This window comes from Planomicrobium sp. CPCC 101079 (assembly GCF_007859275.1).
In the GTDB taxonomy this organism is placed as follows: domain Bacteria; phylum Bacillota; class Bacilli; order Bacillales_A; family Planococcaceae; genus Planococcus.
Genome location: NZ_VOHC01000021.1, coordinates 354,153 through 368,202 on the forward strand (window position 1 = coordinate 354,153; position 14,050 = coordinate 368,202).

General features: G+C 45.5%; 10 protein-coding genes. 2 read left to right on the forward strand and 8 right to left on the reverse strand.

The window, feature by feature from the left end; all coding sequences use genetic code 11:
- Nucleotides 1-5: 5 nt before the first annotated feature.
- The 3 genes from addA to FQV28_RS09745 form a co-directional block, all read right to left on the reverse strand.
- A complete protein-coding gene (gene addA, locus FQV28_RS09735; protein WP_146495994.1) occupies nt 6-3,617 on the reverse strand; it encodes a helicase-exonuclease AddAB subunit AddA in 3,612 nt (1,203 codons plus the stop codon).
- Nucleotides 3,595-7,074 (reverse strand): helicase-exonuclease AddAB subunit AddB, encoded by a 3,480-nt coding sequence (gene addB / locus FQV28_RS09740; RefSeq protein ID WP_146495996.1) that lies wholly within the window; start codon nt 7,072-7,074, stop codon nt 3,595-3,597. The genes addA and addB overlap by 23 nt, the downstream gene beginning before the upstream one ends.
- A gap of 74 nt (nt 7,075-7,148) precedes the next feature.
- Complete coding sequence (locus FQV28_RS09745; protein ID WP_146495998.1) at nt 7,149-7,778, reverse strand: TVP38/TMEM64 family protein; 630 nt, start codon at nt 7,776-7,778, stop codon at nt 7,149-7,151.
- 359 nt (nt 7,779-8,137) lie between these two features.
- On the opposite strand from FQV28_RS09745, the gene FQV28_RS09750 reads away from it, so the two are divergent.
- Both FQV28_RS09750 and FQV28_RS09755 read left to right on the forward strand, forming a co-directional pair.
- Complete coding sequence (locus FQV28_RS09750) at nt 8,138-8,830, forward strand: AzlC family ABC transporter permease (RefSeq protein WP_146495999.1); 693 nt, start codon at nt 8,138-8,140, stop codon at nt 8,828-8,830.
- Nucleotides 8,830-9,138: an AzlD domain-containing protein gene (locus FQV28_RS09755; protein WP_146496001.1), complete on the forward strand. Its 309-nt coding sequence runs from the start codon at nt 8,830-8,832 to the stop codon at nt 9,136-9,138. Before FQV28_RS09750 ends, FQV28_RS09755 begins: the two co-directional genes overlap by 1 nt.
- Nucleotides 9,139-9,180: 42 nt before the next feature.
- Here the strand turns inward: FQV28_RS09755 and FQV28_RS09760 are convergent, their stop codons facing one another.
- From FQV28_RS09760 to FQV28_RS09780, 5 genes are all read right to left on the reverse strand, one after another.
- Nucleotides 9,181-9,438, reverse strand: a complete 258-nt coding sequence (locus FQV28_RS09760; protein WP_146496002.1) for a CsbA family protein — start codon at nt 9,436-9,438, stop codon at nt 9,181-9,183.
- Between the two features lie 12 nt (nt 9,439-9,450).
- A complete protein-coding gene (locus FQV28_RS09765; RefSeq protein ID WP_255472873.1) occupies nt 9,451-10,512 on the reverse strand; it encodes a PDZ domain-containing protein in 1,062 nt (353 codons plus the stop codon).
- A 180-nt stretch (nt 10,513-10,692) separates the two neighbouring features.
- The gene (locus FQV28_RS09770; RefSeq protein ID WP_146496004.1) at nt 10,693-11,799 is read right to left on the reverse strand and encodes a trans-sulfuration enzyme family protein; all 1,107 of its coding nucleotides are present in this window, start codon (nt 11,797-11,799) and stop codon (nt 10,693-10,695) included.
- 12 nt (nt 11,800-11,811) lie between these two features.
- Nucleotides 11,812-12,387, reverse strand: a complete 576-nt coding sequence (locus tag FQV28_RS09775; protein WP_146496006.1) for a peroxiredoxin family protein — start codon at nt 12,385-12,387, stop codon at nt 11,812-11,814.
- Nucleotides 12,388-12,709: 322 nt separating this feature from the next.
- On the reverse strand, nt 12,710-14,026 hold the full coding sequence (locus FQV28_RS09780) for a murein hydrolase activator EnvC family protein (RefSeq protein ID WP_146496008.1): 1,317 nt from the start codon (nt 14,024-14,026) through the stop codon (nt 12,710-12,712).
- Nucleotides 14,027-14,050: the final 24 nt, after the last annotated feature.

Here is a 14,050-nt window from a genome sequence, read left to right on the forward strand (position 1 = left end):
TCCTCCTATATTTTCACTTCATGGCCAGCGGCAAACAAATACAACAACCGTTCTTTGATTGGAATGCGCAAAATGGCTTCGACTGCCTCTTGATAAACCGTCAGCTGTACTGTATACCTAGCTGACATTTCGCGCGGCACATCCGAAAGCTGCCGGATCCGGTCCGTTTTGTAATCGAGCAATACCCAACCATCCGCTTCTTCAAACAAACAATCAACAATCCCTTGGATGATTTGTCGGTCACCTTCCGCATCCTCTCTGGCATACGTAAATGGAACTTCCCGTTTAATGTTCGTTGCTTTCATCAGACGCTCAGCAATTTCACTTTCATAAAAACGTTCAATTTCAGAGACCTTGATGGCTTTGCCTTCATCTGGCGACAAAATTTCCATGCCGACCAATGTTTCGATGAATTCCTTGATTTCTGCAGCTGACAATTTTCGATCTAGTGGAATATGCTGCATGACCGCGTGGACGGCTGTCCCAATATCGGCTGCAGACAATCGTTTATCTTGCATAAAATCCGGCCGATTGAAAATGGTGCGTCGTTCAGCAGTAGCGGTTTGGATAAAAGATTCAGGTTCATCCAAACGCTGCAGCATTTGCAGCCGTTTCATCTCAGAAACTGATTGCTTTGATCTTTTTTCTACAGTGTGTTGATGCGGATAACGAAAGTCGAAGCGGTTCGCGACTTCTTCTGTAAAATCTTTTTCTCCGGTTTTCGTGTGCAGCAAATCCTCTATACTCGCTGTTGCTGAAAGAAGATCACGGGTTTCCACGACCGAAATATGAAAGCGCGAGTGGTGCGGCAGGACATTGCCGTTCAAATTAAAGATAGCAGCAGCATCCGGATGGCGGGACAATGCTGGCCCGATCCAGTCCAAATAGCCTTTCGCACGCGACCGGACAAATTCTGGGAGCCGCACGTCCGTTGCTGCCACTTTCCATTTTTCAAACAGCTTATCGATCTCTTTAACAGAAGCAGTTAAGTACAGCCGTTCTTTTGCACGTGTCATCGCCACATACAAGACCCGCATCTCTTCTGCTTTCATCTGCAATTCCTTTACCTCCTTGACCGCTAAAAACGGCAAAGACGTATACTCAATGCGCGTTTCCGGATTCACCGCTTTTACGGCAAGTCCGTAATCTTGGTCAAGCAAGTACGATTTCCGGAAATCCATTTCGTTGAACGATCTTCCAAGCCCAGCGAAAAAGACGACCGGAAACTCCAGACCTTTCGATTTATGAACCGTCATCAGCCTGACAACATTTTCTTTTTCGCTTAAAGACTTGGCCGTCCCTAAATCGTCTCCTCGTTCCCGCATCCGGTCAATAAAGCGCAGAAAGCGGAACAACCCGCGGAACGATGTTTTCTCATATTCCAGCGCACGGTCATGCAGAGCGCGCAAATTCGCTTGGCGCTGCTTGCCATTCGACATGGCACCAACCATCTCGTAATAATTCGTATCAAGATAGACTTGCCAAATCAATTCAGCCAGCGAACCTCTTCGAGCCAAATTGCGCCAGTCTTCCAACTGAACGACAAAGCGGCGCAGCTTCTCTGCGGCAGCCGGATCGATTCCAGAACCGCCGCGAATAAATGTTTTCACCGCTTCATAAAACGAAGCTTGCGGTGCGGCTAATCGAATTTCCGCCAGCTCATTTTCCGCCAATCCAATAAATGGAGCTCTAAGCACTGAGACAAGCGGAATGTCTTGGTACGGGTTATCGATCACGCGCAAGGTGTTCATCATGATCATGACTTCAAGGGCGTCAAAATAACCGCCCGTAAGTTCAGCATAAAGTGGAATACCGGCTTTTTTAAATTCATCGGCAAAATCGCCTGACCAGGTCATTGAACGCATCAGCACAACAATGTCGCTGTACTCCAATTTCCGTTGCGCTTGTTTCCAAGGATCGTAAATAAACGTTTCTTTTTCCATCAACTCACGAATTTTGCCTGCAATGTAACGGGCTTCCCACTGCGATTTTTCCAAATCATCGTCGACAGCATTTTCATCTTCAGCTTCCGGTTCATGGATCAATGTGAGCTTTATCGGCACATCTTGATCTGGATACGGCGCCAGCGCTTTCAAGGCGGCCGCTTCATCGTAATCAATCTCACCGACCCGTTCTCCCATGATTTGAGAGAAAATGTAATTCGTTCCATCCAATACTTCTTTGCGGCTTCTGAAATTTGCATTTAAATCAATGCGCAGTCCAGTTTGTACTGCCTCTTTCGTAAAGCGGGAGTACTTGCCCAAAAACAGCATCGGCTCAGCCAAGCGGAAACGGTAAATGGATTGTTTAACATCTCCTACCATAAAGAGGTTGCCCGTTTCTTCATCCCCTGACTTTACTAGGTTTAAAATTGTTTCTTGCAGCATATTGGTATCTTGATATTCATCTACGAGAACTTCTTTAAAAAGCTTCTGGTAGTCTAAAGCAATAGGGGAAGGTTTTCCCTCATCCGATAGAATCTGCAGCGCGTAATGTTCTAAATCGGAAAAGTCGACAAGCGCACGGTCGATTTTCAGCGCCTTGTATTGTTCCGCAAAAGTTTGCGTCAATCGGACAAGCGTTTTCATCAAAGGCGCCATTTCACGCATTTCATCCAGTAAGCGCTTCGGCGTCCGTACGAAATATGCTTCAAACACATCTTTGACGATTTTCTTCGCTTGATTGCGCTTGGCTTTTGCTTCTTCAGCCAACTCAGGATCGCATGAGTCTTTCCGTATGGTTGCCGCTTTTGCCCATGAGAACGTCCTAGCTAGGGAATAAACGCTTTCCCACGATTCTTCAAGCGCTTCGATTGCGGTTTGGATAACAGCAGCGTCCATTTCAAAAGTTGCCGCCAACCCGGCTGGTCCATCTGGAGCATTGGCAATCCGTTCGCCTTCTCGCGTCACTTGCATCGCTTCTTCTAGCGCATGGCGGATGGTCATTTTTAAATCGCCGATAAACGGCAAACTGTCGATGGACGCGCCGAGCGGCACATCGTATAGCGCCGGAACTTGCCCAAGCCAACGCTCTGGGTGTGGATGGACACGCGAATAATCGTATAGTTTGCTGATCAGCACTTCCATCGCCTGGTCGTTTCGGTCGGATGTGAAGCTGTCCGCCAAGCGGTAGACTTCATCCGCCCCTTCGCCTTCATAAGCCGATTCAAGAACCGCTTCCATCACATCATCGCGCAGCAGCGCTGCTTCCGTTTCATTGGCAATGCGGAAACCTGGATCAATTTCCAGCAAATAAGCGTACTGCTTGACCACCTGCAGGCAAAACGAATGCAGTGTCGAAATTTGAGCTTTGTTGATTAAACGAAGCTGCTTGCGCAAATGTTTGGACTCGGGATTAGCAGCCACTGCTTTTTCGAGCGCATTTGACATACGATGGCGCATTTCTGCGGCTGAGGCATTGGTAAATGTTACAACCAACAGCTCATCGACCGAAATTGGATTTTTTTCATCCAGCACTTTTTCAATCATCCGATTGATCAAGACTGCGGTTTTCCCCGAACCGGCGGCAGCGGAAACGAGCATGTCTTGTCCCTTTGCCCATATCGCTTGCCATTGTTCATCTGTCCAGGTGGCATCAGCTGGTTTTGTCGGAATCATTGTCTGTCGTCTCCTTTCGTATCAATTCCACCGCTTTATCGGCTGGCAGCGCCGGAAGCTTCCGATACGACTGCTCGGGATCTGCCGGATCAAACTGGCAGATTGAACGGTACGAGCAGAACTGGCACGGCGTATCGTCTTTCACTTTATAAGGAATGATGCGCGTGTCCCCTTCCAAAATGCCATTGCCGGCACTTTGGTGCTTGTTGCGGACAAATTTGCGGATCACTTCCATATCGTCTTTCATGACTGTTTTGGATTGGGATTTCGATATTTCGCCCTTTTTGTTCATCCGTACCGGAATGACGTTCGAGAACCCTTCAATCTCTTCGTCCATCGCATAAATAACCGCCGGGTCCTCCACTACAAGACCATTCATCTTGAATGACTTGGCCACTTCTTCTTCAAGCTCCTCGGAAGTCATTAACTTAGTCAATTTCAGCATCGGATTGTGCATATGAAAATAAAGGACGCCCGCCGGTTCAGCAGATTCACCCAGCCAGCGCTCTGAATGAGTCAACGCAACATCAAGGTAAGTAAAAGTCTGAAGCGCAAGGCCGTGATACACATCGCTTAAATCAAGCCCTTGTTTTGATGATTTGTAATCGACAATGCGGATATACGGTTTGTCGTTGATCTTTGTCGAATCGATGCGGTCGATCCGTCCGCGCACATTCATTTTGCGTCCTTTTTTCAAATCAATGTCCAGCGGCGGAATGGTTTCTTTCGGTCCAAATCCGACATCCAATGCGACCGGTGCAAATCCCGTCACTTTCGCGTGCTTGCTCAGCATAAAGGCTGTTTGGCGGATAATGCCTTCCAGCTTATGCTGAATATAGCGGTAACGGTGGGAGCTGATTAAAATATGATTGACAAAATAAGGCGCCAACTGTTCCATCGCTTGCTTCGCCAGCTCTTGGCACTGTTTTCGCGTCAGTGAAGACCACGAAACATCCAGTCTATTTACTTCATCTGAAATCCACTTGATGGCCGCATGGAACAAATCCCCCATTGCAGGCGGAGCCAACTTATACTGATTTCGCTCTTCAAGCCGAAGTCCATATTGCACGTAATGGGCAAACGGGCAGCTGAAATAGGTTTCAACACGTGACACGCTCGAAGAAATGGGAGTTCCGTATAAAGGTTCCGCAATTTCTTCACGCAGTTCATCAGCTTTATTCGATTTGATCGGCGTAAGAATTCGATCCACCACTGAAGACCAAAACGGATCACTGTGGTAATAAGCGAGTACAGCCTTCCATTCTGCCGGCAATTCGCCCCCGCCGCGCAATTGAGAAGTCAAATAGGCTAAAGTCGCCCGTGGATGTGAAATATAATCCAGATGCGCCCCTTCACTCAACTCTTCAGGATCTATAACTGCTGGAAGAATATCGACGCCAAGCATATCAACCAATTTTTGAATATAAAGCGAAGGCAGAAGCGCCTTTCCTTCTTCATCCGCAATTGGGTAAGACACTGTCAGCAAATCGGATGCCGAAGTGAATGCCCGGTACACCATATAGGTTTCGTCCATGAGCCTCATTCTGGAAGACGGCGCCAATTCGATGCCGATTTGGGCAAACCAATCCCGGTCTGCGTCTGTCAACAAACCTTCTTGTTCGACTCTTCTCGGCAAGACTCCGTCATTGGCTCCAATTACAAAAACTGATTTGATGTCCATCAAACGCGCCAAGTCAATTTTTGATACTGTCACTTGGTCAAGGGATGTTGGGATACGCGAAAATTCCAGCGTTTCAAATCCTTCGTCCAAAATTTTTACTGCAGTAGCAAGTTCAAGTTCCTTATCGCCGAACATTAAAACAAACTGGTCCAGCACACCGATCCATTGGTTCCAAGCTTGCTCATGCTCTGTCGCGGCAAGCAACCGGTGTTCAGCTTCCTCCCGCTCTTTAAGGTGCTGAATTTTTGCATAGACTTCCATCTCTTCTATGAATAAAAACAGGGCTTGAGCGATTTCTTTTCCTGTAACGCAATCTTCCAAGTCCGTTTTCAAGCGTGCAAGCGGCTCCCGCACCAAATCGCGGACAGCATGCAATTCCATCTGCAGCGCTAATTCCTCATCGGTTTGGATGCCCGTATGAAATTCCAATCCCCGGTATTTCTTGTAAAACCAACGATTTTCCTCAAACCACCGTTCACCGTAAATGCCATTCGCAATGATAAAGTTTTCTAACACATCGCTTCTTTCACGCCATTTTAAAACGCTTCCCTCTGGAAAGAACAAGTCTGTCTTAACAGCCCGGAAAACCGGTTCGTACGAATAATTGGACAGTACAGCTTCTAATACCGATCGGCTAAACTCAATCAATGGATGATGGAGCATTGATTTTTTTCGGCTGATGAAATAAGGAATATCGTACTGCGGGAAAATCGTATTGATCAATTCATCATAGACCTCAGGATCACGATACAACAAGGCAATTTCGTTATACCGCATGCCCTCTCTCACTTGATTGCGAATGCTTCTAGCAATGGCATGCATTTCCGCTCTTCTATTGGAAGATTCAATAATGGAGACATTTCCATCAGATGCTATTTTTTTCACAGGATAGTCATCAAAATGCTGCTCAAGATGGGAAAGCTCCGGATTGTTAAAACGGCGTGAAGAATGCATGCGGACGGAAGGCTCAATAGCCACTCCTTCTTTTTTGGCCTGCTCAACCAATCGCTGAGCAGTATTTGCCGATTGATAAAACAGCGCCTGTTCATCATGTGGATCTGTCCGATCATCCAACGGCAATGCAATCGTCACTGATTTCGCATACTTCATTAATTCACCAATAATTTCAAATTCTCGTGCAGTGAACGTTACAAACCCATCCAGGTAAATTTCAGCATGTTTTACTATTTCGGAATGCTTTATTTTTTCCGATAGCAATGCTAAATGCCCCTCCGAATCGACAAACACTTTTCCAAGGCGACTTTCAATTTCTGTAAGGATCAGTTCCAGATCTTCCGCTTTATCAAGCAAGGTCCGCGGAGCTCCCGCTTCAGACAGCGAGGAGCGAATGTTCGTCAATTCGTCGCATGCCACACAATATCTTGAAAACTCTTTGACCAATTGTTCGATTTGGTCAGTAAACCCTCTTTTTCCGGCAGCCCGCCGGAACAGTTGAAAATCTTCCCGGTGTTCTTCCAGTAAACTGCGGATCAGCATGCGATAGCCAAACGTATCCACTTCTTTTCGGCTAATGCCTCCAACTTCCTGCAACACCCGCCATGCTAAGCGTTTGAAAGTCATGGCTTGTGCTCGGATCGTTCCTCTCATGCCATCTGTTGTTGATAACCGATACTCAGTTGAAAAAGACATTTGGTCAGGTACGATCAAAAAGATTGGATCGCCGTCTGCCCGTTGTTTTAATTCCTCTACAATTTCATTTTGCATGAACCGGGTTTTTCCAGAACCTGCACGTCCATATACAACTCGTAATGGCACAAAATCACCTCTCCCACTAGGAACATCTGTTCTTATTTTAAAGGAAAATCACTATAAAATCCACTGCAGCTCTCTTACGGCTGTTCTTTTCTCCGTTCTGCCCTTACTCGGCGAAACTCAGCTTCCGCTTTTTTATTCATCCGGTTTTCGAGAACTTTCCCAATAATATACAGCAGCGCAATAAGCAAAACAACAATAGCAGTACGGATTGGCTGATTAAAGAGCGCACGAATATCATGCCCGACAAAAGTGACGACAAAGACCATGACAAATTTCCCTGCCATTAATGTCGCCAAATAATAATGCCTGCGTATATTTGCTAAGCCAGCCACTAGGTTCACCAGTGCAGAAGGAGTAAAAGGAAAACAAATTAATAAAAAAAGCGGGCCGAAACCATTTCGCTCTACCCAATGGATAAGCTTCTGCACCCTTTTATGCCGGGTCATGAAATTTAAAAAACGGGCTTGGCCAAATTTCCGGACTATCAAAAATACCGCATATGACCCTGCCACCGTTCCTCCCCACGATAAAAGAAAACCGATCCAAAACCCATAAGCCGTCGCATTTGCCACAACAAAAGCAAACAAAGGCAAAAAAGGAAGAAACGATTCAAGAAATGGAAGCAGCACTCCTATAATTGGCCCTAACGCACGGTACGATTGAGTTAACTCATATATATTTTCCCAAGAAACGATATCTGTCATATTGTCCATCCCTTATTCATAAATTTATCTAGCTCGCCAACAAGCCAGCTTTCTTTTATCTTCAATGTAGGTTTATTACTGCGTGGAAACCAAAGGTGGACTGCATTAACACAACCAGAGCTCAGCAAGAATGCTTATTTTTCCAGTTTCTTTTTTTAATAGAAATCAAATGATACACTGAAACTATAGACTTTTTACAATACGGGGTAAAAATGGGGTAAAAGCGAATATTTCAGAAACTCTTGATTTCAGCTTGGATTTTCTGATATAAAAAAATACATGATGTACGTTTATCATTACTTTACACTCTTTCCTCGGATTTGGAAAAGAGAAATACTTATGCATAAGGAGAGAGGCAATTGGATACACGTGGATTTACTGCAGGACTAAAAGCCGGCACCAGCATAGCAATCGGCTATTTTCCGATAGCCCTCACTTTCGGCTTGCTCGCAAAAACAACAGGGCTTTCCATTACTGAAGCGACTGCCATGAGCATTTTTGTTTTTGCAGGAGCTGCGCAATACATATCACTTTCATTGATTGCCGCTGGTGTCGCTCCAGCAGTCATCGTCTTAAATACATTTATCGTCAACATCCGGCACTTCTTAATGACGGCCGCACTCAACGAAAAGATGCAGCCGGATGCCCGGTGGAAAAAAGCATTATATGCTTTTGGCGTTACCGATGAATCGTTTTCAGTATTGGCCACCCAAAAAGGGGGCAGATTACGCACGGCGTTTGCAGCTGGCGTCATACTCATTTCATACGGCAGCTGGGTCATTTTCACGGCAATCGGCCATTTGATTGGCGCCAATCTGCCGCAATTTCTTCAAGCATCGATGTCGATTGCGCTATACGCTATGTTTGTCGGACTTCTTGTTCCTTCAATGCGCGGCAACCGCAAAGTGGTGAGCCTTGCAGCCATTGCTGCTCTTACCAATTCATTCTTTTATTTTACTGGCTGGCTTTCAACCGGGTGGGCCATTATGGTTTCAACTTTGGTTTCAGCAGTCTTCGTCGAACTTATTTCTCCAAAAGAGGTGAAATCTTAATGGGTGGATGGTATTGGTGGATGATTTTTGGAATGGCGGCAGTGACTTATCTTCCGCGGGCAATCCCGCTAACATTTCTAGAAGGGCGGGAGCTTCCCATTTCCGTGCAGCACGTGCTTCGGAATATTCCTTATGCAGTTCTTGGTGCATTAATTTTTCCAGCTATTTTTTTTGTTCAGGAAGAAAATATTTGGTTTGGCATTATTGGCACAGCTGCCGCATTCGGCTTTGCCTTTGCTGGTGCCAATGTTATGGTAGTTGTACTCGGTTCGATCGCCGTGTTGGCAATTTACAGCTTGATTTTTTAATTTCTTCTATAGAATTCAGAAAGATGCAAAGCAAAAAAGCCGTCACTCATTTTCATGAGTTTCGGCTTTTTTGCGTTTGTTATACATATTAGTCGCATACCAAAACCCTATAGTTAAGGATGCAGCGTTGACAACGTATAAAAACCACGTATTCGTATACCCCGCATAAACTGCGGCGGCTATCAGCGCAACCGTCAAAACCAAACCAACAATATGATGGAAAGTCACTCGCGTGAAAAGCACCACAAGCAGGCCAGGCACTAATAAAGACAATAAAAATTTTGTAAACATCGATTCCATTTTCCTGTCTCCTTATTTCACTACGATTAATCCGAGGCGGTGATGATCGTGACGGAAAATGACATGCTGGCGAAGCCGGACTTCCTTGTTGTGGTCCAATACTTCCAAGCGGCAATGCGCAGCATTAACTTGAATCGCTTCATACAGCTCCGATTCGTTTGATACCGTCAACCCATTCACTTTGCGGATTACTTCTCCGCGAATCAAGCCCATTTTGTCGGCAGGCGAGTCCGGGAGCACATCGACAATCATTACTCCTAGAGCCTGAGGAGTGACCGCATGATTGCCTTGGCGCTCTTTGACTGTATAGAATATGGAGATTCCTAAACGTGCCAGCAAACCGGCCAGCAACGCGACTAAAGCCATCGGCTGCCATAGGAAGGCACCTAAAGCCAAAGCGATGATCGAACCTCCGGCAATCATAATGGATTTTCCGATAAGTGGAAACAAATAGATCGGCAAAGTTTTCCGCGCACGGTTTTGGAAACCAAAAACAACTGGAAACAGAATAAATGAAAACACACTTTCCCCAATCGGCAGTTGCGGCCAGTATGGAGCATACGATTCCACTAATGATCCCGGTACGACCAGCAACACAGGAAGAAGCCATAACCGCTTTGAGTTGTAGAAGGCTGCCATTAATCCCCGCGACGATTTTTCCAATCTTGGTGAAGCAGAAACAGCGCCGTGTTTTCTGACAAGCCATCCCTCAATCAGAACAATTGCTCCTGTGATCAAAGCAACTGGAAGCAGCCAATTCCAGGAGAAGAAAAGGCCATCATATTGGAAAAAGCCGAAATCAACAGACCAGCCATTCGTGCCCATCAGCCAACCAAGAAACACAGCCGCTGCTGACAAATAAACAAATGACCCTAAGTAATAAAAACCGGACACCACCATCAATATGCTGACAATGCTCAACGCAATCGTCCATTCCATCGGAACCACTAAACCGATCCCAACAATTAGAATGGACAATATAACTGCAAACAAAAAGCCGTCTTTCAGCAAACCAACCAGCTCTGTCCATCCCCAAACAATACGCGTCCTAAATGCTTTCCGCTCTTTTTTCACACGAAAATACCCTAGAAGAACTGCGGCTATTAGCGATATGTAAAAAACGGGATTAATAAAAAACCTACCTATGTCAAGCACAATATCCATTAACACGTTCTAAACACCTTCCCATCACCGGCAACACACGTTTCTTATCATTGTACCAAAGAAATGCCGTATTCTGCACTTCTTTTTCAGTTAATTGAATGCAGCACTAAGTTGATCCAAAATATCATGGATTCCTTCTATGCCTGCTGACAAACGGACCGTTTGTTTAGTCACGCCGATTTTCTGTTTTTCTTCCTCTGAAAGCTCACGGTGTGACGTACTATACGGATAGGAGACGGTTGTCTCAACTCCTGCAAGCGTCGGCACAATATCAATCCAACCGAGAGCAGAAAAAAACCGATATACGTCCACATGTTCCGGAAGTTCGAATGTTACAATCGCTCCTTTGCCCGGATACCAGACGCGCGCCTTTCCTTCTAAAAAAGCTGCGATCGCCTTGGCATTTTCCGTTTGAGTTTTCATGCGGAGCGCCAATGTTTTGATGCCCCTAATCGCCAACCAAGCTTCAAACGGGCTTAAGTTCATGCCAAGGCTGACGATACGCGCTTCTGCTTGCTTAATCAAATCCGCATGCCCTGTTAGAACCCCCGCTGTAACATCTCCATGTCCGCCTAAATACTTTGTCGCGCTGTGGACGACTAAATCAGCGCCACTAGCGTATGGTCTTTCAGTATATGGTGTTGCAAATGTATTGTCGATCATCACTTTCACGCCATACTGCCTTGCTAATCTGCAAATCCCGGCGACATCTTCTACCCGCAAGAATGGATTCGTGATAGATTCACTGACCATCAGTTTCACTTCCGGGTAGTCGATAAGATGCTGTTCAATAGAAGCTTTATCCGAAAAATCGGCAAAATGGACTTCTATTCCCATTCGTATAAGTTCTTGTTTCAACAAAAAAAATGTTCCTCCGTAAACATCTTCAGCAGCCAGCACACGGTCTCCCGTTTGAACGACTGATAGGATGCCTGCAAGTATGGCCGCCATCCCCGAAGCTGCAGCTACCCCTTTGGGTGCGCCCTCTAGCTCAGCCACTGTCTGCCCTAGAGCATCGGTATTTGGATTAGCAGTCCGGGAATACAGATAAGTTCCATTTCCTTCGTAATAACCTTCCATTTCTTCTAAAGAAGAAAAAGAGAAAGCAGATGTTTGAAAAATCGGCATAACTTTCGGTTGGATAATCCGTTCTTCTGCTCGCGCCGTATGCACCGACATCGTTTCAAGCGACTTCATGGCCCCGACTCCTTATTTTAAATTGGCAATATAATCTTTCATAGCTTTTTCGTCCATCGGCCCGAGGTGTTTGTTTTGAATCCGGCCTTCCGTATCGATCATATAAGAAGTTGGTATCGTAACAGCTTGATAGATGGAACCGATATCGCCTTCTTTATCAAGTGGAATAGGGAACGTCAGGTTATTGGCGCTTACAAATTCCTGGACTTTAGTCATTCCACGATCTTCTGTCGTTAAATTTACAGCTAAGATTTCCACGTTTTCCTCTTGCGCTCCATCATAATAATTTTGCATGAGCGGCATCTCTGCTTTGCAAGGCGGGCACCATGAAGCCCAGAAATTTAAAATCACTTTTTTCCCTTTATAATCCGATAACTTGACCGTTTCCCCCGACAAAGTGGTTAACTCAAAATCAGGTGCGACTTCCCCTGGTGCCAGTCCTTCTTTTGTAGCCAAAAAATCTACCTCAGTGCCAACAGACATTGTTTCAAGTGATTCGTTTTCTTCAATATTATTTTTAACAACTCCTGCAACCGTGATTCCGATCATAACCGCAATCAGCAACAAGCCTATTATTTTTTTCGGCATTTCCTCTTCACTCCGTTCCTGTTCATCATACGATAGAACACACTCAATATTCCACTAATGAAGCAATGAATTTCCTACTTAAAACCGGCAGAAAAATTCTCGCTAGCTCTTTCTTTTGCTTCAAATAGACGCTTTGCTCTTCAGTCAGTAAGATGTAAAATACGAGTGCTTTCTGGGGGCGGCCAATCTTCATTTTTCTGGGCAAGCGGATTAGCGAAGCTGTTTTACAGAATGGCCCCTTTGTTCCACTTTATCGTGTTATCGAAAAAGATGCCTAACAAATAAAACAGCCGGCATCTTAGAAGATGCCGGCTGTTTCAACTTATAGCGATACAAATGATGCAGGATTGACTGCATTCGTACGGGCGCCATTCCATGGCCCGACATGAATCTCAAAATGAAGGTGGGATCCAGTTGAACGGCCTGTGTTGCCCATTCCGCCGACGCGTTGGCCTTGCGACACTTCTTGTCCAGCGGAAACGTCAATCGAATTCAAATGTGCATAAACAGTGGCATGAGTTTGTCCATTGATCGAGTGTGTAAGGATGACGACATTGCCATAACCGCCCATGCTGCCTGAAAATGAAACATAGCCGCTTGCTGCTGCTTTAACATTTGTGCCGACACTGTTCGCGATATCTACTCCTTGATGGAATTCAGGGCCATCACCAATGTTGCGCCAACCGAATTTAGATGTAAATCGGCCAGAAGTCGGTGTGATGAATCCTGAACTTGAAACTTTCGCTGGAGCCGTGTAAGAAGACATAGAATTTGAAGCTCGCGCTTTTTGGGCAGCTGCTTTGCGCTCAGCCGCAAGTTTGCGCTGGCGCTCTGCTTCCGCTTTGCGGGCTAATTCCGCTAGGCGATTTTGTTCTTTTTCAATCTGTTTTTCTAATTTCGAGCTAACGTTGATAGCTTCGTTGCGCTGCTGAACCAATTTCGATTTTTCTTTTGCCAGCCGCTTTTGTTCAGCCTTCAATTCTTCTACAAATCCGGCTTGTTCTTTCTTTTGGCCGTTCAATTTATCGTTGAGGGCAACCAGTTCTGCACGTCGCTGCTCTTGTTCAGCCAGCTTTGTTTCCACTTGCGCTTTTTGTTCCGCCAATAGTTTTTTATCGGCTGCTTGTTCGCGCATGATTTCACGGTCGGCTTCGATCAGCGTGTTAACCGCTGAGAAACGGTCGATAAAATCGACAAAGTTGTTGGCTCCAAGAAGCACATCGACGTAATCTACTGAGCCTCCGCTTTTTTGAATCGCCCGGGCACGTTCTTCAAGCAGCGCTTCGCGTTCCGCTATTTTACGCTCAAGCTCTTCGATTGATTTTTTCAATTCATCGATTTCAGCTTTCGTATAGTCGATATCCGCTTGGACGCTATCAATTTTTGCGGTTGTTTCTTCAATCTTGCGGTTCAAGTCCTCAATTTTTGCCATAAGCTTTTCTAGCTTCGAAGCATTCTCAGTCATTTTCTCATTTTTTTTGCTGATATCGGAAGTCAACTCATTTTTTTGCTGCAGCGCTTCTTGCTGCTTCTGCTCCAAATCACTCAATTTGTCCGCATTTGCAACTGTTGGCATCAATATGGTTAATGCTAACACAGATGAAATACCTGACAACATCCATTTCGATTTCGTGCTCAAGTTCGTGTTCCCCTTTCGGCTTTA